25 protein-coding genes are annotated in these 21989 nt (G+C 59.9%); 11 read left to right on the top strand and 14 right to left on the bottom strand.

From position 1 onward, the window contains the following. The first annotated feature begins 57 nt into the window (after positions 1-57). From ACP7B1_RS09185 to ACP7B1_RS09165, 5 genes are all read left to right on the top strand, one after another. Positions 58-1374 carry a homoserine dehydrogenase gene (locus ACP7B1_RS09185; RefSeq protein WP_223613188.1) on the top strand — a complete coding sequence of 439 codons (1317 nt, stop codon included), beginning with the start codon at positions 58-60 and terminating at the stop codon, positions 1372-1374. Positions 1375-1588: 214 nt separating this feature from the next. Beyond that, on the top strand, positions 1589-2578 hold the full coding sequence (gene glpX / locus ACP7B1_RS09180) for a class II fructose-bisphosphatase (RefSeq protein WP_346306000.1): 990 nt from the start codon (positions 1589-1591) through the stop codon (positions 2576-2578). Positions 2579-2729: 151 nt separating this feature from the next. Beyond that, on the top strand, positions 2730-3371 hold the full coding sequence (locus ACP7B1_RS09175; protein WP_346305999.1) for a hypothetical protein: 642 nt from the start codon (positions 2730-2732) through the stop codon (positions 3369-3371). 71 nt (positions 3372-3442) lie between these two features. Beyond that, positions 3443-5233: a single-stranded-DNA-specific exonuclease RecJ gene (gene recJ / locus ACP7B1_RS09170; protein ID WP_346305998.1), complete on the top strand. Its 1791-nt coding sequence runs from the start codon at positions 3443-3445 to the stop codon at positions 5231-5233. 98 nt (positions 5234-5331) lie between these two features. Further along, the gene (locus ACP7B1_RS09165; protein WP_346305997.1) at positions 5332-6576 is read left to right on the top strand and encodes a type VI secretion protein ImpB; all 1245 of its coding nucleotides are present in this window, start codon (positions 5332-5334) and stop codon (positions 6574-6576) included. A 75-nt stretch (positions 6577-6651) separates the two neighbouring features. On the opposite strand, the gene ACP7B1_RS09160 is transcribed toward ACP7B1_RS09165, so the two are convergent. The 6 genes from ACP7B1_RS09160 to ACP7B1_RS09135 form a co-directional block, all read right to left on the bottom strand. After that, positions 6652-6909: a YjhX family toxin gene (locus ACP7B1_RS09160; RefSeq protein WP_346305996.1), complete on the bottom strand. Its 258-nt coding sequence runs from the start codon at positions 6907-6909 to the stop codon at positions 6652-6654. Between the two features lie 211 nt (positions 6910-7120). Continuing rightward, positions 7121-7744, bottom strand: a complete 624-nt coding sequence (locus ACP7B1_RS09155) for an ATP-dependent Clp protease proteolytic subunit (protein WP_346305995.1) — start codon at positions 7742-7744, stop codon at positions 7121-7123. A gap of 36 nt (positions 7745-7780) precedes the next feature. Then, on the bottom strand, positions 7781-8161 hold the full coding sequence (locus ACP7B1_RS09150; protein WP_346305994.1) for an SRPBCC family protein: 381 nt from the start codon (positions 8159-8161) through the stop codon (positions 7781-7783). Beyond that, a complete protein-coding gene (locus ACP7B1_RS09145; protein ID WP_105732628.1) occupies positions 8158-8472 on the bottom strand; it encodes an ArsR/SmtB family transcription factor in 315 nt (104 codons plus the stop codon). The genes ACP7B1_RS09150 and ACP7B1_RS09145 overlap by 4 nt, the downstream gene beginning before the upstream one ends. Positions 8473-8608: 136 nt before the next feature. After that, positions 8609-9094: a DUF1772 domain-containing protein gene (locus tag ACP7B1_RS09140; protein ID WP_346305993.1), complete on the bottom strand. Its 486-nt coding sequence runs from the start codon at positions 9092-9094 to the stop codon at positions 8609-8611. A 1-nt stretch (position 9095) separates the two neighbouring features. Then, positions 9096-9956 carry an NAD(P)H-binding protein gene (locus ACP7B1_RS09135; protein WP_346305992.1) on the bottom strand — a complete coding sequence of 287 codons (861 nt, stop codon included), beginning with the start codon at positions 9954-9956 and terminating at the stop codon, positions 9096-9098. A 107-nt stretch (positions 9957-10063) separates the two neighbouring features. On the opposite strand from ACP7B1_RS09135, the gene ACP7B1_RS09130 reads away from it, so the two are divergent. Then, the gene (locus ACP7B1_RS09130) at positions 10064-10711 is read left to right on the top strand and encodes a TetR/AcrR family transcriptional regulator (RefSeq protein ID WP_346305991.1); all 648 of its coding nucleotides are present in this window, start codon (positions 10064-10066) and stop codon (positions 10709-10711) included. Between the two features lie 667 nt (positions 10712-11378). Here ACP7B1_RS09130 and ACP7B1_RS09125 read toward each other — a convergent pair. Next, complete coding sequence (locus tag ACP7B1_RS09125) at positions 11379-12014, bottom strand: cysteine hydrolase (protein WP_346306272.1); 636 nt, start codon at positions 12012-12014, stop codon at positions 11379-11381. A 201-nt stretch (positions 12015-12215) separates the two neighbouring features. On the opposite strand from ACP7B1_RS09125, the gene gatB reads away from it, so the two are divergent. The 5 genes from gatB (at position 12216) to ACP7B1_RS09100 (ending at position 15707) form a co-directional block, all read left to right on the top strand. Further along, positions 12216-13718: an Asp-tRNA(Asn)/Glu-tRNA(Gln) amidotransferase subunit GatB gene (gene gatB / locus ACP7B1_RS09120; RefSeq protein ID WP_346306273.1), complete on the top strand. Its 1503-nt coding sequence runs from the start codon at positions 12216-12218 to the stop codon at positions 13716-13718. Positions 13719-13721: 3 nt separating this feature from the next. Next, positions 13722-14231: a GNAT family N-acetyltransferase gene (locus ACP7B1_RS09115; RefSeq protein WP_346306274.1), complete on the top strand. Its 510-nt coding sequence runs from the start codon at positions 13722-13724 to the stop codon at positions 14229-14231. Continuing rightward, positions 14228-14716 (top strand): GNAT family N-acetyltransferase, encoded by a 489-nt coding sequence (locus tag ACP7B1_RS09110; RefSeq protein ID WP_346306275.1) that lies wholly within the window; start codon positions 14228-14230, stop codon positions 14714-14716. Before ACP7B1_RS09115 ends, ACP7B1_RS09110 begins: the two co-directional genes overlap by 4 nt. Positions 14717-14786: 70 nt before the next feature. Then, positions 14787-15185: an NADH:ubiquinone oxidoreductase subunit NDUFA12 gene (locus ACP7B1_RS09105; protein WP_223613204.1), complete on the top strand. Its 399-nt coding sequence runs from the start codon at positions 14787-14789 to the stop codon at positions 15183-15185. Positions 15186-15332: 147 nt separating this feature from the next. Continuing rightward, on the top strand, positions 15333-15707 hold the full coding sequence (locus ACP7B1_RS09100; protein WP_346306276.1) for a DUF2155 domain-containing protein: 375 nt from the start codon (positions 15333-15335) through the stop codon (positions 15705-15707). Between the two features lie 220 nt (positions 15708-15927). Here ACP7B1_RS09100 and ACP7B1_RS09095 read toward each other — a convergent pair whose 3' ends face one another. The 7 genes from ACP7B1_RS09095 to ACP7B1_RS09065 form a co-directional block, all read right to left on the bottom strand. Beyond that, positions 15928-16335 (bottom strand): VOC family protein, encoded by a 408-nt coding sequence (locus ACP7B1_RS09095; RefSeq protein WP_346306232.1) that lies wholly within the window; start codon positions 16333-16335, stop codon positions 15928-15930. 159 nt (positions 16336-16494) lie between these two features. Then, positions 16495-17109 carry a leucyl/phenylalanyl-tRNA--protein transferase gene (gene aat / locus ACP7B1_RS09090; RefSeq protein WP_426136880.1) on the bottom strand — a complete coding sequence of 205 codons (615 nt, stop codon included), beginning with the start codon at positions 17107-17109 and terminating at the stop codon, positions 16495-16497. Beyond that, positions 17106-18470, bottom strand: a complete 1365-nt coding sequence (gene accC / locus ACP7B1_RS09085; RefSeq protein ID WP_403175109.1) for an acetyl-CoA carboxylase biotin carboxylase subunit — start codon at positions 18468-18470, stop codon at positions 17106-17108. Before accC ends, aat begins: the two co-directional genes overlap by 4 nt. 12 nt (positions 18471-18482) lie before the next feature. Next, positions 18483-18959, bottom strand: coding sequence for an acetyl-CoA carboxylase biotin carboxyl carrier protein (gene accB / locus ACP7B1_RS09080; RefSeq protein WP_346306235.1), 477 nt, complete (start codon positions 18957-18959; stop codon positions 18483-18485). A gap of 38 nt (positions 18960-18997) precedes the next feature. Next, positions 18998-19441 carry a type II 3-dehydroquinate dehydratase gene (aroQ, locus tag ACP7B1_RS09075; protein WP_105732638.1) on the bottom strand — a complete coding sequence of 148 codons (444 nt, stop codon included), beginning with the start codon at positions 19439-19441 and terminating at the stop codon, positions 18998-19000. 239 nt (positions 19442-19680) lie between these two features. After that, positions 19681-20469 (bottom strand): DsbA family protein, encoded by a 789-nt coding sequence (locus ACP7B1_RS09070; protein WP_223613208.1) that lies wholly within the window; start codon positions 20467-20469, stop codon positions 19681-19683. 52 nt (positions 20470-20521) lie between these two features. Further along, complete coding sequence (locus ACP7B1_RS09065) at positions 20522-21916, bottom strand: M48 family metalloprotease (RefSeq protein ID WP_403177643.1); 1395 nt, start codon at positions 21914-21916, stop codon at positions 20522-20524. Positions 21917-21989: the final 73 nt, after the last annotated feature.

The following is a 21989-nucleotide window of genomic DNA, read 5'->3' as shown; positions in this document are numbered from 1 at the left end:
GAATTCGCGGCGCCGTCGGGCGCCGCTTCAGGCTAAAACACTTCAGGGAAATGAACGATGAGTGATGCGCTGCGCGTGGGAATCGCCGGACTGGGCACTGTTGGTGCCTCGGTTCTGAAAATTTTGCGGGACAAGGGCGAGATGCTCACCCGTCAGTGCGGCAAGGAAATCATCGTCACCGCCGTGTCCGCCCGTGATGCCAAGCGGGATCGCGGCGTGGACTTCTCGTCGGCCACATGGTTCGACGATCCGGTTGCCTTGGCCAAGTCGAACAATATCGACGTGTTCATCGAACTGATCGGCGGCGACGAGGGTCCGGCGCGCGCTGCTGTCGAGGCGGCGCTGAAATCCGGCCGTCATGTGGTCACCGCCAACAAGGCGCTTCTTGCCAAGCATGGCGTGTCTCTTGCCAAAATTGCCGAGGAGAAGGGCGTCCTGCTCAACTTCGAAGCGGCGGTGGCTGGCGGCATTCCCGTCATCAAGGCTTTGCGCGAGTCCCTGACCGGCAACACCGTGTCGCGCGTCTACGGCATCATGAATGGCACCTGCAACTACATCCTGACGCGGATGTGGGACGAGGGCATTTCCTTCGAGGATTGCCTCGCCGATGCCCAGCGTCTCGGCTATGCGGAAGCCGATCCGACATTCGATATCGAGGGCAACGACACCGCGCACAAGCTGGCGATCCTGACCAGCCTTGCTTTCGGCACGCAGATTGCCGCCGATGACATTTATCTCGAAGGGATCAGCAATATCTCGCTGGCCGATATCAAGGCCGCCGATGAACTCGGCTACCGCATCAAGCTGCTTGGCGTTGCGTTGAAGACAGACAGCGGCATCGAACAGCGCGTGCATCCGACCATGGTGCCGGTCGAATCGGTGATTGCGCAGGTGCATGGCGTAACCAACGCGGTTGCGATCGAGACCGATCTTCTCGGCGAATTGCTGTTGTCGGGTCCGGGCGCCGGTGGTGCCGCCACGGCATCTGCCGTTATCGGTGATCTCGCCGACATCGCCAAGAGCCGTCCGGGCTTCCAGCACGGCCCCGTCTTCGGCACGCCGGCAAAATCGCTGGCGCCCTACAAACGTGCCAAAATGCGCTCGCACGAGGGCGGATACTTTATTCGTCTGACCGTGCATGACCGTGCCGGCGTTTTTGCGGCGATTGCCAAGCGCATGGCCGACAATGACATTTCGCTGGAATCCATCGTCCAGCGCCAGAGTGCGGAAAGCCACCCGGATGCCACCAAGACAGTCATCCTCGTCACGCACGAAACCACCGAGGCGGCTGTCAAGAAGGCGCTTGAGGGTATCGTGAAGGATGGCCATTCCACGGACAAGCCGCAGATGATCCGCATCGAACGCGCCGGCTGATACAGCCGGCCCATGACCGTTTGTAAAAGGCTTGTATTGCTTCGTGAACGGCCGCTACCCCGTTTAATCGATTAGCTTTTTCGGTGAAGGCACTTTCCTGCCGGCGGGGTCTTGCCGCTGCTCTGCGACTTTGACAAAAGGTTTGCACAGCAATGCTAGGAAGTACCCTGTTGATCCGCAAAAGGGTAATTCCCACACGAACGCAGGATAGATTATGCCGAAAACTTCTGACCAGACTTCGATGGGCCTCGACCGTATTTTGACCCTTGAGCTCGTCCGCGTGACCGAGCGTGCCGCCGTGGCCGCTGCCCGTCTGCGCGGGCGCGGCGATGAAATGGCTGCCGATCAGGCTGCCGTGGATGCCATGCGTCAGGAACTCAATCGTCTTCCCATCAGCGGTACCGTGGTGATCGGCGAGGGCGAGCGCGACGAAGCGCCGATGCTCTACATCGGTGAAGAAGTCGGCACGCGCACGGGCCCCGAGGTCGATATCGCGCTCGATCCGCTTGAAGGCACCACCATCTGCGCCAAGAACCTGCCCAACTCACTCGCCGTGATCGCGATTGCCGAAAAGGGCAATCTGCTTTACGCGCCCGACGTCTACATGGAAAAGATTGCCGTCGGACCGGGCTATCCCGCCGGAATCATCCAGCTCGATGCGCCTGCGGCGGAGAACATCGCTGCGGTGGCCAAGGCCAAGGGCGTTCCGGTCAGTGAGATCACCGCCTGCATCATGGACCGCCCGCGCCATGCGCGGCTGATCGAGGAAGTGCGCGCAACGGGCGCCTCCATCCGCCTCATCGGTGATGGCGACGTCGCCGGGGTGATCCACACGACCGATCCCGATGAAACCGGCATCGATATCTACATCGGCATCGGCGGTGCGCCGGAAGGCGTTCTTGCCGCGGCGGCTCTGCGCTGCATCGGTGGCCAGATGCAGGGCCGCTTGCAGCTCAACAGCGACGACAAGATTGCGCGTGCCGCCAAGATGGGCATCAGCGATCCGAAGAAGATCTACACCATGGAAGAAATGGCCAAGGGCGACGTGCTGTTTGCGGCCACGGGTGTCACTGACGGCAATATGCTGTCCGGCGTGAAATTCGCCCGCGACTATATCCAGACCCACACGATCGTCATGCGTTCGCATTCGCAGACCGTGCGCGAGATCAAGGCAAAACACCAGGACATGACAAAATTCCAGTAAGAACCGGTATTTGAAACACTTTTTGCCCTGCAGTTCCTTCGGGCTGCAGGGCATTTTGTTAACTGCGTTGATGGCTCAATAGGAAATGCCCTATTGAGGCCATGCTTTTTGAGGTATTTTCAGAGCGGGAGTTCAGATCGGTGGAACAGCCATGAATATCCGAACGAAAATAACCGGTTGCCTTGTATCAACGCTCGTTCTTCTGGGCCCGCTGAACGGTGCTTTTGCGCAGGACCCTTACCTTGATCTCATTCAAGGCTATCGCTCCAATTCGATTGCCGACCGGTTTCCGCAGATGGTCGGACCCTTTACCCTCGTCAAACACAGCGTCAATCCGCAGGATTTCAGCGTGACGGCCGAATATGAAGCCGTTGACGCCCGGGCAACGGTGACGATGGCTGGCGTTAGGGCCAGCAACAAGGATGCCGCCTATCCGATCAAGGACGGTCCCGACGATCCTGTTGTGCGCGATCTCTTCGAAAAGGCCACGCAGTACCATTCGACCCAGCCCGGCGAAATCGCGGTGCAGACAACGCTGCCCTACGGCGCTGGCCGGGCAATGCCGTGCGTCACCGCGGATGCGGCGCAGGAGAAGCACGCCTTCCTGGTCTGCGTGATCGGCATGCATAGCCGCTATCTGCTGATCCAGCCCGTTGCCAATTACGCCAAGGGCAGCAAGGATGCGGCCGAGCGCAGCCTTGCCGATTTCGCGACCTCGATTGCCACGACGATGTATGATCTGGGGGCACCGGCGGTCAATGGTCAGGCCGCACCCGCGACAGCCCCGCAGTAATTGCTGGTTTGTGCACCGGATTGATCGTTCGAAGCATTGCATTCGGCGCGGCCGGATGATTGAACCCTTGCATGGCACCAGAACGGCTTTTCCTCGGCATTGAACATTCTGCAACCGGTCTGAAATGGGTTGACCGGCTGGGACCGCGTGAAGCCAATATTGCGCTCGCCATGGCGCAGAACCATGGTTTTCCCGATCTCGTCACCCGCGTTCTCGCCGGGCGCGGCGTCGGGGTGGACGATGCGCCCGCTTTCATGGACCCGACCATCAAGGGCCTGATGCCCGATCCCGCATCGCTGACCGATATGGAAAAAGCGGCCGGTCGTATCGCGCAGGCCATCGGCAAACACGAGAAGGTGGCGATTTTCGGCGATTACGACGTGGACGGCGCCTGTTCGTCGGCCATTCTCTCGTGCTTTCTCAGCCATTACGGCGTTGCCAACCATATCTATATCCCCGACCGGATTTTCGAGGGGTACGGGCCCAATCCGCAGGCCATGCGCGAACTGGCGCAAAATGGCGCTTCCCTGATCGTGACGGTGGATTGCGGCACCAACAGTGCGGCGGCCATCGAGGCTGCGCGCGAAGCGGGTGCCGACGTGGTTGTCCTCGACCATCATCAGGTCGGCGGCGAACTGCCGGCTGCCGCCACGGCGGTGGTCAATCCCAACCGCGAGGACGATTTGTCCGGGCAGGGCCATCTTTGCGCGGCAGGAGTGGTGTTCCTCACCCTGGTGCAGGTTCTGCGCACCTTGCGCGCGCAGCGCATTGCCACGGGAACACTGGCGCCGGACCTGTTGTCGATGCTCGATCTGGTGGCGCTTGCCACCGTGTGCGATGTGGTGCCGCTGAAGGAGCTGAACCGCGCCTTCGTGGTCAAGGGCCTGCTCGTCGCGCGGGCACAGCAGAATGCCGGGCTGGCCGCCCTGGCGCGGGTTTCGCGCATCGGCGAACCGCTCAGCGCCTTTCATTTCGGCTATCTCATCGGTCCGCGCATCAATGCGGGCGGGCGCATCGGCGATGCCGGGCTTGGCGCGCGGCTGCTGACGCTGGACGATCCGAACGAGGCGGCGCGGATTGCCGCCGAGCTTGACCGGCTCAACACCGAGCGGCAGGCGATGGAAACCGTGATGCTGGAGCAGGCGGAAGCCGAAGCCATGCTGGAAATGTCGAGCGGTGGCGGACCCGCCGTTCTGGTGACGGCCAGCGACGACTGGCACCCGGGCATTGTCGGCCTGATCGCAGCGCGGCTGAAGGAACGGGCCCGGCGGCCGGTCTTTGCCATCGCCTTCAATGTCAACGGCACCGGCAGCGGGTCCGGCCGTTCGATCAGCGGGTTTGATCTGGGGAAACTGGTGCGCAGTGCCGTGGATGCCGGGCTGCTGGTCAAAGGCGGCGGCCATGCCATGGCGGCCGGTATCACGGTGGAGCGCGGCAAGATGGGCGCGCTGCGGGCCTTTTTCGAGGAGCAGGCGGCCGAAATGGTCGGGCAACTGCGCGAGAACCAGTCATTGGCCATTGACGGTGCGCTCAGCGCATCCGGCGCAACGGTGCCGCTCTACGAGACCATGGAACGGGCCGGGCCGTTTGGTTCCGGCCATCCGCAGCCGGTGCTGGTGCTGCCGCACCACCGGCTTGTCGATGCCCGCACCGTCGGGACGAACCATGTCAAGGCGACACTGGCGGGCGCCGACGGCAAGCGTATCAACGCGATTGCCTTTCGCGCAACAGGCGGGCCGCTGGGCGATTTCCTATTCGGCAATCTCGGCCAGTCCATGCATGTGGCGGGTAATCTGGCCCTGAACCACTGGAACGGCTCGACAACCACCCAGTTCCGCATCATGGATGCCGCGCGGGCCTGACCGTGTGTCAGCAGGGATAACGGCATTTCCTGATTCAGTTTGCATTGAACGGTTGCATGTTCTATTTTTGTTCTCATTCTGCAGCGAGAACAGAACCCATGCGTAAACCGACCCATCTGGAAAAGCTCTATCTGGATTTCGACAGCTTTTTTGCCAGCGCCGAGCAGCAGCTCGATCCGGCGCTGCGCAACCGGCCCATCGCGGTGGTGCCGCTGGATTCGCCGCATACAAGCGTCATTGCCGCCAGCCGCGAGGCAAAACCCTTCGGCATCAAAACGGGCACCTCTGTGCGCGATGCCCGTGCGCTCTGCCCGGATATCGTGTTTCTCGAAGCGCGGCCCGACGTCTATGTGAAGATGCACAACCGGATTCTGTCGACCATCGAGACCTGCGTGCCGATTGCCGCCGTGCGCTCGATTGACGAGGTGGCGTGCACGCTGCTGGCCTCCGAGGCCAGGGACCCGCAGGGGTTGGCGGCGCGCATCAAGCGGGCGCTGCACGAGGAAATGGGCGCGGTGCTGACCTGTTCGATCGGCGTTTCCCTCAACGAGCTTCTTGCCAAGATCGCCGCCGAAATGGACAAGCCCGATGGCTGTGTCGTGCTCGGCCATGACGACCTGCCGGGACGGCTGTTCGACCTCCGGTTGAAGGATTTGCCCGGTATCTCCAAGGGGATGGAACAGCGCTTGGGGCAGTCCGGCGTGAACGATGTGCAGGGCCTCTGGGCGCTGGCGCCCAAACATGCCCGCGCGATCTGGAACAGTGTCGAGGGCGAGCGTTTCGTCTCGGCGCTGCATGGCTATGCCGTGGAAAAGCTGGAGACCGTCAAGCGCATGTTCGGTCACGGCCGCAATCTGCCACCGGATTGGCGGGCGCCGGACAGGGTGCTGCAATGCGCGCGGCTGCTGTGCCTCAGCGCCGCGCGGCGTTTGCGCCGGTCGCATTACCGTGCCGGCGCGCTCAGTTATACCGTCGGGACACGCTGGGATAGCCGCGTGACGGTGGAAGGCCAGTTCCGCCCGGCAAGGGATGATCACAGTTTTCTCAATTGTCTCAATGATTTGCATGAGAAATTGATCAAGGCAGGTGAAATGAAGAAGGTCAATTCGGTCACCGTCGTGCTGCATGATCTTTCCGGAGAGACGGAAGCAAGCCTTGATCTGTTCGACACGCGGGGGATGACCGAGCAGCGCGGCCAATGGGAACGCGTTTCGGACCTGCTCGACAGGGTGCGGGTGCGCCATGGTTCCAAGGCGCTCAATCTCGGGCTGACGACCGGACCCGGCAATTACATCGGCTCCAAGATCGCTTTCGGGCGGATTCCGGAACCGGAAGATTTTTGAAGATTTAACGTGATGATATTTCCTGCCTTGCGGGAATGACCAGCGGCACCTGACGGTGCCGCTGATCGGTTTGTTTTACCGGTTGTCCAGCTCCGAGCGCACCAGTTGCAGGCCGCGCCGGGTTACCCGGTAAGGGCCGCCGCCGGAGGAGGCGATGGCCTTTTTCTGTTTGAGCTTGCGGAAGAGCCTGAGGTCGCAGGCCGTGTAGCGGGCACCATCGCGGGTCAGGCAGACGATATCCGTGATGGCCTTGCGCTCATCTTTTTCAAGCAAGATTTTGCCGCCCTGGGCGAGCAGGTGAAGTATGCGCTGTTCGTCGCGCGAAATGTCCATTGATCCAAGTCCTGGGAAAACGGGCAAAAGCCCATAAGAACACGTCCGCTGCCAAAGAACTTTGGCGCGGGGCTCCTGTTTTCACGCCCCAACCTTCAAAGAAGCTGGGGCTTTAGAGGGACTCAGACTGATTAGACATAAACACTCCATCGGTGTGGACGAGCCGTATAAAAGAAGAAAACGGCGATGTCAAAGTCGATGTGGCCCGTCGTCAGCTGCTGGGAAGCTGCAAGGGGCTGCCGTCGCGTTTGCTGATGATCGTATCGACGAGGCCCCAGTCGAGGCCTTCCTGCGCGGTCATGAAATGGTCGCGGTCGAGGGTTCTCTCGACCTCTTCCACCGTGCGGCCGCAATGCTGGGCATAGAGCCGGGTCATGCGCTGCTTGACCACCGCCATTTCCTGCGCCTGAATGAAAATATCCGAGGCCTGTCCCTGAAACCCGCCGAGCGGCTGGTGCACATGCAGGCTCGAATTGGGCAGGGCGGCGCGGTGGCCAGGTTCGCCCGCCATCAGCAGGAATGAACCCATGGAGCGCGCCGTGCCCATGCACAGCGTGGCGACCGGGCAGGTGATGAACTGCATGGTGTCATAGATGGCAAGGCCCGAGGTGATGACCCCGCCGGGCGAGTTGATATACATGGAGATGGGTTTCTTCGGGTTTTCGGATTCGAGAAACAGCAGCTGCGCGCAGATCAGCGCTGCCATGCCGTCTTCCACCTGACCGTTCAGGAAGACGATGCGCTCCCGGAGCAGGCGCGAATAAATATCGAACGACCGTTCACCGCGGCTGGATTGTTCCACGACCATAGGGACGAGCTGCATCATGTCGCGCATGGCGAACACTCCTTCATCAGTTGTATTTCTGTGTGTTTAAGCGGCGAGGCGCATGGCGGTCGGCGGCGCATTGCCATTGGCAGCGGTGCGGCCCTGCGGCATCACTGCGATCACAGGCTCATGCACGATGCTGAAAATCGTGCCGCCGGAGCCATTGGGGTTGAGCCGGAAGGTGACGATGCTGTCAGCCACGGCATCATCCTCTTCGCGCATGGAATAGCGGACGAAACGTTCCGTATCGGCTTCGATGACCTCAAGGGAGATACGCGGTGGCTCCTGCGGCGCCTGCGGATCGGGCAGCAGCCAGCGGGCAACGAATTCCGGTACGGTCAGCGCGCGCCAGACTTTTGAAGGCGCGGCATCCAGATCATATTCATAACGCAGTGCGGTATCGGCTTGCGCTGTTTCGCTGGTCATTGATCCATTTCCTTCAAAAGCTGTTTCAACTCATCGACGCGCTGCGGCCAGAAGGCACGGTAGCGGTGGAGCCATTGGTGCAGTTGCGCCAGGCCGTCGGGATTGACCCGGTAATGAACGTGGCGGCCCGACTTCTGCTCCGCGACAAGGCCGGCGGAGCGCAGGACGGCGAGATGCTGCGACATGGCGGGCTGCGACAGGGAAAACCCCTCGCGCAGCTCGGTCGCATTCTTCTCGCCATCGGCCAGCCGTTCGAACACGGCGCGGCGGGTGGGGTCGGCAAGGGCCTTGAATATATCGACTTCAGACATGCCAATACATAAGCATAGACTTATGTGATCCGCAAGCGTGATTTTTGCAGGCGCCGGAAATGAAAACCCGGCCGTGGGGACGGCCGGGTTCGATTGTCCGGGCAGAGCGGATAAGCGTTTCAGCTTACCGGATGCTTCATGCCTGCGACTGCTGGGCGAAAGCGAAGATGAAGGCGGCGAGGGCGGCGAAATTCGCCACTGTCCGCACATGGTTCCACGGCAGCCAGTCATTCAGATAGGTCGTCCATGCACTCGCGCCTTCGGCGCTTGTCGGGCTGATTGCAGCCAGCGTGTCATTCAGCGGCACGTTGAACACCATGGTGACGATGATGGTGCCGACAAGGAAAAGCACACTGCCGGCCAGCAGGGCCAGCGACCCGGATTCACCCCAGCGCATGACACTGACCACGCCGAGGACGACACAGATCGCCGCGGTGCCGAAAAAGGCCAGGGAAAATGAGAAATTGAGGATCGTCACATTGATCGAATTCATCGCGGCGATACCCTGTTCGGCCGGCAGTTTGGCCAGCGCGGTCATGACGAAGCTTGAAAAGGCGAAGAACAACCCTGCCATCAGGCCGCTTCCCAGGGCGGCCAAAAGGGTGAGAATGGGTAGCCACATGTTACTGTCCCTCCGAAATATCCGACCAGATGCCGGTCGCTGCTGTTTCCTGAACGTAGTGCGAGAAGTCACGCGGGGCGCGGCCCAGCGCCCGTTGCACGCCATCGGCGAGATATTCGTTGCGCCCGTCAAGCACCTGGGTGAAGAGCTCGTTGAGCAGGTCGACGATTTCAGGCGGAAGCTGTTCCTGCGCCAACCCGTGCGAGAACTGTTCCGGCGTGATCGTCACATAGCGAATATCGCGTTTGACGGCGCTGGCGATTTCTTCCGTCGCTTGCGCAAAAGTCAAGAGACGCGGCCCCGTGACCTCATAAAGCTCACCGATATGGCGATCGTCGGTCAGCGCTGCCGCTACCACATCGGCAATATCGTTCGCATCGATGAACGGCTCGCCCACATCGCCGACCGGCAGGGCGAGTTCGCCGGCAAGGATGGAGGCCAGCATGACGTTTTCGCTGAAATTCTGGGCGAACCAGCTGGCGCGGACGATGGTCCAGTCGGCACCGGACTGCTGAAAAGCCTTTTCGGCACGCTGGGCTTCGTGTTCGCCGCGCCCCGACAGGAGCACGAGCCGTTTGACGCCATTGTCCACGGCAAGCCGCGCGAATGCCTCGACGGTCTCTGTTGCGCCGGGAATGGCAATGTCCGGGTAATAGGTGATGTAGGCGGCTTTGACGCCGTTGAGCGCGGGAAGCCAGGTATTGCGGTCTTCCCAGTCAAAGGCCGGGTTGCCGCTGCGCGAACCGATGCGCACGGGCAGGTTCCGCGCCCTGAGCCGTTCCGCCACACGGCGTCCGGTCTTGCCCGTACCGCCGACGATGAGAATGGGTTTTGCTGTCGACATGCTGTTGCTGCTGGTCATGGTGATCTTCCTTGTGTAAACATGAGTAATCCTCACATTTGCAATATGTGATAAATCCTCATATTCTGCGAGTCAAGCGGAATTTGAGAACCTTGGAGATCCTGCCCATGAACGAGATTGCGTCTGTTGTGCCTGCCTCCGGCGACAGGGAAGCCACCATGCCGCGCAAGGAACCGACGCAGCGGCGCAGCAGGGAGAGGGTGGAACGCATCCTGTCCTGTGCCTCGACGCTCATCGCCACGGGCGGCAGCGACGCCATGCGCATGAGCGATGTGGCGCAGATGGCGGAGATATCGATCGGATCGCTCTACCAGTATTTTCCGGACAAGGGATCGATCATCCGGACGCTGGCGGAAAGGTACAATGCACTGGGGCGTGAATGCATTGCAGACGCGCTGCAAAACGTCAGTGATATGAAAGACTTGCAGTCATCTTTTGCGGAACTGATCGATACCTATCACGCGATGTTTCTGGCCGAACCCGTCATGCGCGACATCTGGTCGGGAACGCAGGCGGACAAGGCGCTGCGCGATATCGATCTGCATGACAGCCGCCTGAATGGCGCCGTGCTTGCCGCGGCGCGTTTGCGCATCAACCCGGCGGCGGACAGGGCGACGCTGGAGAGTTCCAGCTTCCTGATCATGCATCTGGGTCAAGCCACCATGCACCTGGCGATTTCCGTCGAGCGCGGGGAAGGCGATGCGCTGGTCGAAACGTTCAAGCGGATGGTGCTGCGGGAGATGCTGGCGGGTTAGAAAAGGCATTCATGCGCCAAGCCTTTTGTGTGATTTTCACCCCCCTCTGTCCTGCCGGACATCTCCCCCACAAGGGGGGAGATCAGCTGTCACAACCGTTTCAGCTAATCTTCAACATTGAAAATAACGCAAAAGCGTTCATGCCGATGTGATCTCCCCCCTTGTGGGGGAGATGTCCGGCAGGACAGAGGGGGGTGGGAACAGCCAAGCTGTTGTTTTATAAGAAATTCACCACCAACTTATCCACGTTCTCCCGTCCGCGCTTATTCTTCTCGTGTCCTTTCCGGCGGGAATGCTTCCGGAAACCTTCGAAAGTCGGGAAAGGATCGGCGCTTCGGCCCTGCAGGGAGGAAACCTGTTGGATCGGGGAGGTTTGGCTCGATGGATGCGCATTGAGCAAAACCCTCAAAAACGTCGGGGCGGGTGGTCCCCAGGATCGCAAGCATAGCATACCAGAATACCCAAGACCCGCGTTCCAGGGACCGCCCGTCTTTCCCACCTTTCAACAGCCAGACGCAATTGCGGGCGTGGCAACGGAGAAGAGCGTTGCAGAACAATCATGCGTGGTTCGACAAGCTCACCATGAGGGAATCCAGTGCTCTGCAAAATGCAGCCTCCCTCATGGTGAGCTTGTCGAACCACGCACCACGCACTTGTACCCCTTGGTCTATCGAACCGCAGCAGAGAGTTCCTCGACCGTGCACAGCATCGCGTCACCCATATAGGCCAGGTTGGCCATTGACCGCTCCGCCGCTTCCGCGTGGCCGCCGCCGCAGGCATCGGTCAGGACGACGGGAATGAAGCCAAGATCGGCGCCGTGACGAACCGTCGGATCAATGCCGATTTCCGTGGCGATGCCGCAGATGATGAAACTTTTGAGACCGCAGTCGCGCATGGCGATGGCCAGCGGCGTGCCTTCGAACGCCGAGAAGGTGATCTTGTCGAGAATGGCTTCGTCGTCGCGAACGTCGAGTTCCGGCGCAAGCGCAAAACCGGGGCTGTCGCGCAGGAACCACGGTTCGACATCGCTGGCGGATGATTGACGCTGCCACGCCATCATCTGCCTGTATTGAAACACGCCAGCCATTTTCTTCGGCAGGGACATATGGCGCATGAAGAAGATGCGGATACCGGCGGAACGCGCGATCTCGAGGGTTTGCAGCACCTTTTCCAGAATGGCGCCGCCGTCCTGCATCTGCCGCAATATGCCGACCTGCATGTCATAGACGACCAGCGCCGTTGTCTCGGGCCTGACCGTTTCGGCAAGGGTTTCGGGGATGGCAAGGCCATGAATGTTCTGCATCGGTGTCCTCCGAATGTGTCGGGCGATCCTCTCCCGATCACCGCTGACTGGAATCGAGCCTAGCATTGCTGCGCCGGAAAAACAGGCCGAAGCGGCGCATTTCCGCAATCGCGCGGCTTCGGGATGGAGAAACACTTGCCTCAAGGGGCTGTTTCGACTAGCCAGTAGACAGACAAATTTAGCCAGGAATGACAGCCCAGCATGACTCTCGTTGATACCCGTACGCCCGAACCCAAGCGTTTCATTTCCGGTGCCACAGGCGACTGGGAAATTGTCGTTGGCATGGAAGTGCATGCGCAGGTCACATCCAATTCGAAGCTGTTCTCCGGCGCTTCCACGACATTCGGTGCCGAACCCAACGAAAATGTATCGCTGGTCGATGCCGCCATGCCCGGCATGCTGCCGGTCATCAACGAATGGTGCGTGCGCCAGGCGATTCGGACCGGTCTTGGCCTGAAGGCCCAGATCAACCTGAAATCGGTTTTCGACCGGAAGAACTATTTTTATCCGGATCTGCCGCAGGGTTACCAGATTTCGCAGTTCAAGCAGCCCATCGTCGGCGAAGGCACGATGCTCATTTCGGTCGGTCCCGACAATAAGGGCCAGTTCGAGGATATCGAGATCGGCATCGAGCGTCTGCATCTGGAACAGGATGCGGGCAAATCCCTGCATGACCAGAACCCGACCATGTCCTATGTGGACCTCAACCGGTCCGGCGTGGCGCTGATGGAAATCGTCTCCAAGCCGGACATGCGCTCGGCCGACGAAGCCAAGGCGTACCTGACCAAGATGCGCACCATCGTGCGCTATCTCGGCACCTGCGACGGCAACATGGACGAAGGCTCCATGCGTGCTGACGTCAACGTCTCCGTGCGCCGCCCGGGCGGCGAGTTCGGAACGCGGTGCGAGATCAAGAACGTCAATTCCATCCGCTTTGTCGGCCAGGCGATCGACTATGAAGCCCGCCGTCAGATCGCCATTCTGGAGGATGGCGGATCGATCGATCAGGAAACACGCCTGTTCGACCCGGTGAAGGGCGAGACGCGCTCCATGCGCTCCAAGGAAGAAGCGCATGACTATCGCTATTTCCCGGATCCTGACCTTCTGCCCCTCGAATTCGCGCAGTCCTATGTCGACGAGCTGCGGGCCGACCTTCCGGAGCTGCCGGACGACAAGAAGGCGCGGCTTGTGTCCGTGCTCGGCCTTTCCGTCTACGACGCCTCCATTCTGGTGACAGAAAAGGCGATTGCCGATTATTTCGAAGCGGTGGCTGAAGGCCGCGACGGCAAGCTTGCCGCCAACTGGGTGATCAACGATCTGCTCGGCGCGCTGAACAAGGCCGGCAAGGGCATCGAGGAATCGCCCGTGTCGCCGGATCAGCTCGGCGGCATCATCGATCTGATCAGGGAAGGCACAATTTCCGGCAAGATCGCCAAGGACCTGTTCGAGCTTGTCTGGAACGAAGGCGGCGATCCGCGCGCGCTGGTCGAAGAACGCGGCATGAAGCAGGTAACCGATACCGGCGCGATTGAAAAAGCCGTGGATGATGTCATTGCCGCGAATCCTGATAAGGTCGAGCAGGCGAAGGCAAAGCCCACCATGGCCGGCTGGTTTGTCGGTCAGGTGATGAAGTCCACTGGTGGCAAGGCAAATCCGCAGGCTGTCAGCGATCTGGTCAAGGCAAAACTCGGGATTGTCGATTAAAGCATGTGGATTCGAAGCGCGACGAAGGACGATCTGGCAACTGTCCGTGAATTGCTCGTAGAGACTTGGCACGCCACCTATGACGATGTCTACGGCGTCGAAAAGGTCAATGCGGTCACCAATCGCTACCACTCGCTGGATGCCTTGAAAAAGCAGCTGGCAAAGCCCTATTCCGAGTTCATTCTTGCCGATGACGGCGCCGACCTCTACGGCATGGCCTATGCCTCGCAGAGGGATCACAAGCTGGCGCTGCTCAATCAGCTCTATGTGCACCCGGAAAAGCAGAGCAACGGCGTCGGTTCGCTGCTTTTGGCGGAAGTGGAAAGCGCTTTCCCTGGCGTGTTCATGCTGCAGCTTGAAGTGATCGAATCGAACCAGAAGGCCCGCCGCTTCTATGAAAGCCGGGGCTTTGATCTGACCGGCGCGCGGACGGACAATTGGGGGGAAGCCAATTCCGGCATTTCCGTGCTGGTCATGGAAAAATCCCTGTCAGGCTATGAGCTTGCACCGTGACCTCTGCCGCTGAGCCCGTTTTTCGCCGCGCCGAGCGCGCGGACTTGCCGGCGCTGATTGCGATTTTCGCCGAGGATGTGCTCGGCGGCCATGGCGACACGACGGATCCCGAATTTTTCCCGCGCTATGCGCGCGCCTTCGATGCGATCGAAGCCAGCAATTGCGACGAGCTGATTGTCGGCGTGCTGGGTGGTGAAGTGGTTGCCACGGCGCAGGTGACGTTCACCACGACATTGCCCAGCCGCGGCACCACCAACATGACCATCGGCGCGGTGCAGACGCGCAGCGACCTGCGCGGCAAGGGGATCGGCGCCAAGCTGATCCAGCATTGCGTTGCGCTGGGCAAGGCGCGCGGCGTGGGGCTGATCCAGCTGATGTCGAACGCCAAGCGCGTGGATGCGCATCGGTTCTATGAAAGGCTGGGGTTCAAGAAGAGCCACGCCGGTTTCAAAATGCTCGTGGAAGCTGTGCCAGCGGCAACTTGACCCTTGCTATCCCCCGGCGATACGGCCATAACCCGAAGAGTTGAACGACATAGTTCGAAGCAGGATTGCAATGAAGACCTTCCTTTTACAGTTTTTCACCTGGTGGAACAGTCAGACGATCGGTACGCGCGTCTTTACCTGGCGCAAGGGTACGAAAGTCGGTGAGGATGAGTTCGGCAATGTCTATTATGAAGGCACGCAGGACTCCGAAGGCCGCACGCGCCGCTGGGTGATCTACAAGGGCTATGCGGAAGCGTCGGCCATTCCTGCAGGCTGGCACGGCTGGATCCATCATCGCGCCGAAACGCCGCCATCGCGTGAAACCTACAAGGCGCATGCCTGGGAAAAGACCCACCAGCCGAACCTGACCGGTTCTGCCGCTGCCTACCGTCCGAAGGGCTCCATTGCCCATGGCGACAATCGTCCCGCGGTGACGGGCGATTATGATGCGTGGACACCGGGATCCTGAGCGGATTTTCTTCTGCCACAATTGGCGATTATCGACGGGCTGGTATGAACCTGTCCCGTCAGCCTGAACACAGCCGGAATTGAAATGATCCGTCCCAACTTGTCCTTTCTGTTCCAGAACAAAGCCCGTCTTCTCGCAGCCGGTTTGATGGCTGCCGGCCTTTGCGCACCGGCGCATGCCGCCGACGACAAGATTTCCAATCCGATCGCTGTTTTTTCCGGGCTCGACAAGATCACCGGACGAATCACCTCGTTTGACGTCTATATCGACGAGACGGTTCAGTTCGGCGCGCTGCAGCTGACGCCGCGCGTTTGCTACACGCGTCCGGATACGGAAACACCGAAAACCGATACCTTTGTCGAAGTGGATGAAATCACCCTCGACCGCAAGATCCGCAAGATTTTCTCGGGCTGGATGTTTGCCGACAGCCCCGGTCTCAATGCCGTCGAGCATCCCGTGTATGACGTCTGGCTCAAAGGCTGCAAGCAGTCCTCGGACGTTCCCGCGCCAGCCAAAAGCTGATTGTTTCCCGTTGCGTAAACGTCCCTGCGTGGTTCGACAAGCTCACCATGAGGGATGCTGAGGATTGCAGGGAGCCATATTCTGCGACGTTTGTGCATAATCTTGCACCAAGCCACCTTCCTCATGGTGAGCTTGTCGAACCACGCACCACCCAAAGAGGCAGCTGCGAGCAGACATCGATCCCGGCACTTGAGCACCGGGATCAACTGCCCAAACCAGTTTACATCGGTTTGGCGTGGTTGATGATCCAGGGTGTGCCGAAACGGTCCACCAGCATGCCGAAGCGTATCGCCCAGGAGGTTTCGCCGATAGGCATGGTGACGTTGCCGCCCTCGCTCAATGCGCCGTAGATCCTGTCGGCTTCTTCCGGGGAGTCGAGATTAAGGGCAACCTGCATACCCTGCATTTTCTGGAAGTAGGGTGGCGGTGAATCTGAACCCATCAACGAATTGTCGCCGACAGTCATATGGACATGCATGATCAGATGTTCCGACCCGGGCATCTGGGCACCTTCCGGCATATCGCCGAAACGGCCCATGAACTGGATCTTGCCGTTCAGGACCTTCTCGTAGAATTTGAATGCTTCTTCGCATTGTCCGTCAAAATTCAGATAGGCATTGATTTTCATAACAGTTCTCCTCGCATGGATTGGGTCTTCCCGTCCAAGGACGTATGGAGAGATCACAACCCGACACTGTTCATCAGAAAAATATTCGGCCGGTCTGCTCCCATCGACAGTTGCGGCCAAGGGCACAATACTACAGATTCATCCGAGGACTATGACGTTTCAAAACTCTGCTGACTGCGCCAGGGCATTGTCGAGCATCTTCTGGTATTGCCGGCGGGGAACTTCAACAGCCCCGAAGCTTTCCAGATGGGTTGTGGTGAACTGGGTGTCGAGCAGGGTAAAGCCCTTTTCGATCAAATGGCTGACCAGATGGACGAGGCAGACTTTCGATGCATCGCGCTGACGCGAGAACATGCTTTCGCCGAAAAATGCCGATCCCAGCGAGATGCCGTAGAGACCGCCGACAAGCCCATCCTCCTGCCACGCTTCGACCGTATGGCAGTGGCCGAGGGCAAACAGCTTGCCATAGGCTTCGCGGATGGGCTGGTTGATCCAGGTACGGGCACGCTCGCCGCTGCCGCTGGCGCAGCCGTCGATCACGCCGGCAAAGTCCGTATCGAAACGGATATCGAAGCGCCCCTGGCGGATGGTTTTGCGCAGGCTGTGCGAAACGTGAAAATTCTCGAAAGGGATGATGCCGCGCCGTTCCGGACGAACCCAGAAGATTTCCGGGTTGTCAGCCTCTTCGGCCATGGGAAAGACCCCGGTTGCATAGGCGCGCAGCAACAACTCGGGGTCTATTTTGAAGTTCTCTGCCGGGTCCTTGCCCGTCATGCCTCTTCTTCGGCAATAGCGGTATCGCCGGCCAGATATTTTTCGAGCCAATGGATATCGTAGTCGCCGTTGGCGATATCAGGATTGTTGATCAGGTCCTGAAACAGCGGCAGGGTCGTCTTGATGCCATCCACCACGAATTCATCCAGCGCCCGGCGCAGACGCATGAGGCATTCCACGCGGTTGCGGCCATGCACGATCAGCTTGCCGATGAGGCTGTCGTAATAGGGCGGAATCTTGTAGCCGGTGTAGACGCCGGAATCGACACGGATGCCGAGGCCGCCCGGTGTGTGGTAATGGGTGATCTTGCCGGGCGAGGGTGCAAAGGTGCGGGGATCTTCCGCATTGATGCGGCACTCGATGGCATGGCCATGGAAGCGGATGTCGTCCTGGGTGACGGAGAGACCGCCGCCGGATGCAACACGGATCTGTTCATGCACGAGATCGATGCCGGTGATGGCTTCGGTGACCGGATGCTCCACCTGCAGGCGGGTGTTCATCTCGATGAAATAGAACTCGCCGTTTTCGTAGAGGAACTCGATCGTACCGGCGCCGCGATAACCCATATCGGCCATGGCGTTGGCGCAGATCATGCCGATGCGGTCGCGCGCATCCGCATTCAGAGCGGGGGAATTGGCCTCTTCCCAGACCTTCTGGTGCCGGCGCTGCAACGAGCAGTCGCGTTCGCCCAGATGCACGGCCTTGCCCATGCCATCGCCCATCACCTGAACTTCGATGTGACGCGGCTTCTGCAGGTATTTTTCGATGTAGACGGCATCGTCGCCAAAGGCTGCGCCGGCTTCGGAGCGGGCGGTCGACAGGGCGATGGACAATTCGTCTTCGCTCAGCGCCACCTTCATGCCGCGTCCGCCACCACCGGCCGACGCCTTGATGATCACGGGATAGCCGATTTCGGCGGCGATGCGCGCGGCTTCCTTGTCATCGGTCACGCCGCCATCGGAGCCGGGCACCACGGGGATGCCCAGGCGCTTTGCGGTGCGCTTGGCTTCGATCTTGTCACCCATGATGCGGATATGCGCCGCGGTGGGGCCAATGAAGGTGATGCCGTGCGCTTCGAGGATTTCCGCAAACTTGGCGTTCTCGGACAGGAAGCCGTAGCCGGGATGGATGGCATCGGCGCCGGTGATTTCGCAGGCGGCAACGATCTGGTGAATATTCAGATAGCTTTCGCGCGAAGGGGGCGGTCCAATGCAGACGCTTTCGTCCGCCAGGCGGACATGCATGGCGTCGGCGTCGGCGGTCGAATGGACCGCGACAGTCTGAATGCCGAGCTCCTTGCAGGCGCGCAAGACGCGCAGGGCAATTTCGCCGCGGTTGGCTATGAGAATTTTCTGAAACATCACGCTCTCGATTTATTCGATCACAACTAGCAATTCGCCGTATTCGACCGGCTGGCTGTCCTCGATGAGAATGGCCGTGACGGTTCCGGCGCGCGGCGATGGAATCTGGTTCATCGTCTTCATGGCCTCGATGATCATCAGCGTCTGGCCTTCCTTGACCTTCGAACCGACTTCGATGAAAGCGCGGGCGCCCGGCGCCGGGGAGAGGTAGGCCGTGCCGACCATCGGCGAGGGAACCGCATTCTTTGACGGATCACCGGCGGGCTTGGCGGCATCGGCTGGCGCCGCGGATGCGGCTGGGGCAGCGATGGCGGCGGGAGCCTGCGCATAGACGGCCTGCGGTGCCGCAGCCTGCATCGTGATCTGCCGCGATACGCGGATACGCAGGTCGCCCTGTTCGATCTCGATATCGGTAAGATCCGTCTCGTTCAGAATTTCTGCGAGATCGCGGATCATGACCTTGTCGATCCCGTTGTTTCTGCTAGCCATGCTTTTTCAAGCCCCTTATTTCTGTTCGGCAGCCCTTGTTATTGCGGTGCCGCTGCTTTGACGAGTGCGCGCAAGCCCATCACATAGCCATCCACTCCGAAGCCACATATCACCCCTTTGGCCAAAGGGGAAACGTAGGAGTGATGGCGGAATGACTCGCGCGCGTGAATATTGGACAGATGAACTTCCACCAGCGTGACGGCAGCCGCGCGGATGGCATCATGCAATGCGATTGATGTATGCGTATAGGCAGCCGGATTGATCAGGACAGCGGCGTTTTTTTCGCCTGCCTCCTGAATCCAGGAGACCAGATCACCCTCATGATTGGACTGGCGGAATTCGATCCCGGCGCCCAGCTTTTCCGCCTCGGCGCGGCAGAGAGCCTCGATATCGCTCAATGTGGAAGCGCCATAGATTCCCGGCTCACGCTTTCCCAGCATGTTCAGGTTCGGGCCATTGAGGACAAAGATCAGCTGTTTCATACCATACCGGACATAGTGACGGGTTTCGGAACCCGATGACGGGTCCCATATAGAGCAATGGATAGCCAAATGGAACTAGTTCTCTTTTCCGGATGGCGAAGCAATCCACAAGGAAGGTAGCAGGTCCGATGTTTCTCCACCGGACGAAACTGCCTGACAAAGCGGGTGTTCGCCAGCCGAAAAATCACGCGATTGCCTGTCCGCAAATGGTTTCTGCAGTCATTGGCATGAATGCAGCGCTATTTGTTGCGAATATGGCTGATTTTTTCCGCCAGTGCATCGGCACCAAGGGCACCCGGAACCACCTCGTTGCCGATGATGTAGGACGGCGTGCCATTGATGTTCAGGGCGTTGGCGAGGTCGTAGTTCTGCTGGAAGGCCTGGGCGATATCAGGTGACTTCATCTTTTCGCGGATCGCTTTCTCGTTTCCGCCGAGCTTGACCGCAATCTGCATCGCCGCGTCTTCCGTGGCGCGGCCGTCACGGCCGAGGAGGTCGCGGTGGAATTCCAGATATTTTTCCGGCATCAAGGCCTTGAACGCCTTGGCGACAATGTGGGCCTTGGTGGAGTCAGGTCCCAGAATCGGGAATTCCTTCATCACGAAGCGCAGCTTCGGGTCGCTCTTGAGCAGGGCGTCCATGTCGGGCAGGGCGCGCTTGCAGTAGCCGCAATTGTAGTCGAAGAACTCAACGACGGTGACATCGCCCTTTGGATTGCCGAAGACGGCATCGAGCGATGAGTTGAACAGCTTGTCGTGGTTCTGGCTGATGACCTGACCCTGCGCCTGCTGCTGCGAGGCTTCCTGCTTGGCGCTGAGTGCCGCCTGGGCTTCAAGCAGCACTTCCGGGTTCTTGATCAGGTAATCCTTGATAATGGCTTCAACTTCGGCGCGGTTGACGGTGGAGGACATGGCAGGCTGCGGCGTTGCAGCCGTGCTGGTCTGTGCCATGACAGCCTGTTGGCTGAAACCGAGTGCGGCCAGGACCGCGAGGCCTGCGGATGCACTTACCAGAGCGACTTTTTTCATAACGTCATGTCCTTGTTTGTATCGGTGTTGGCAAAAAGCAGGATGATCATGCTCAATTGCGCTTGGAATTGATGATGTCCTGGGCGCGAACCCAGTCTGGCGATCCCTTTGCAAGGGCGCGCTGGGCCCGGATGGCGAAGATCTGTGCGTCCTGGATCTTGCCGGAATAGTACTTTTCCTCAGCTGCGGCGAGGTCCGAACGCGGTCCATCGCCAAGCTGGCCATAGGCCTGCGCCAGATAGCCGTAGCCGTCGGGGAATTCGCGGTCCCGGTCGATGCCGGCCTGAATTTCCTTGATCGAGGCCTTCAGGTTGGCGGGCGTGCCGCTCAGCATCAGCGCGCGGCCATAGGCCATGCGGATCAGGCCCGATTTGCGCGGATCAAGCGTGCTGGCCTTCTGGTAGGCCGCCGCCGCCTCCATCACCTTGTTCTGCTTCAGGAGGATTTCGCCGCGCATTTCGTGAAAATAGGGATTCTTCGGCTGCTCGCGGATGAGCGCATCGATCTTTCCGAGTGCTTCCTGCGACGAGCCGTTGAGGTAGGTGGCGATGGCATTGCCGTAGCGGGCGCCGATATTGTTCGGGTCCTTGCGGAAGTTCTGCAGCACGCTGGCGCCGCCGCCGGTATAGGCGGCGATCTTGCCTCGCATCAGATCGTGGCGCTGTTGCAGAGCAGGACTGTCCGTCTTGTCGAAATAGGGGCTGGCGCGGGCGAGCGTTTCCAGATTGGCAATGCGCTCGCGCGGCATGGGATGGCTGATGCGGTAGGGATCGGTGCGTGTGCCGCTGAGCGACAGGGCATTGGAGAAACGCTCGAATGTCGTCAGCATGCCCTTCGCCGATTGCCCGGTATTGGCAAGATAGGTGATTGCCGAGCGATCTGCTGCCATTTCTTCCGTGCGCTGATAGCTGAGCAGGCTGCGCATGGCCATCTCTGTACCGCCCATGGCCACGCCTGTCCCTGCCTGCGCCATGCCGCCCTGCTTGGTCGCGGCCCCTGCAACGGCGGCACCAAGGCCAACCAGCCCGGCAACAACCGCCATGGTCTTGGCGTGCGCCATCTGCTCGCGCAACTGGAACTGGTGCCCGCCCGCCAGGTGCCCGGTTTCATGGGCCAGCACCCCGATGATCTCATTGGGTGTTTCGGCCTGCAGCAGCGCCCCGGTGTTGATGAAAATACGCCGGCCATCCACAAACGCGTTGAAACTGCTGTTGTTGACGAGAACGATGCGGATGGCGCGTTTGCCCAGACCCGCCGTGTTGATGATCGGCGTGGCGTAGTCGGTTACAAGCGCTTCGATTTCGGCATCGCGGACGATGGGAACGTTGGACTGTGCCGCAGCGATGCTCGTCTGGACCAGGCTGACAGCGCCCGCAACGAGAGCCGCGACCGTGCTGCGCGCCATGGCAGTCAACGATTGACGGGAAATGATCTGTCGAACTGTCATCATGGCTTATTCGTATCGAAGTCGGTCTTTGAAGGAAAGAGAAGCAAACCGTGTTCTCTTTTTTGTGAGATGG

The sequence above is a fragment of the Phyllobacterium sp. SL163 genome, assembly GCF_049896885.1.
GTDB lineage: Bacteria > Pseudomonadota > Alphaproteobacteria > Rhizobiales > Rhizobiaceae > Phyllobacterium > Phyllobacterium calauticae.
Note: the sequence above shows the minus strand (reverse complement) of the source record. Positions and strands in the feature narration are given on the sequence as shown.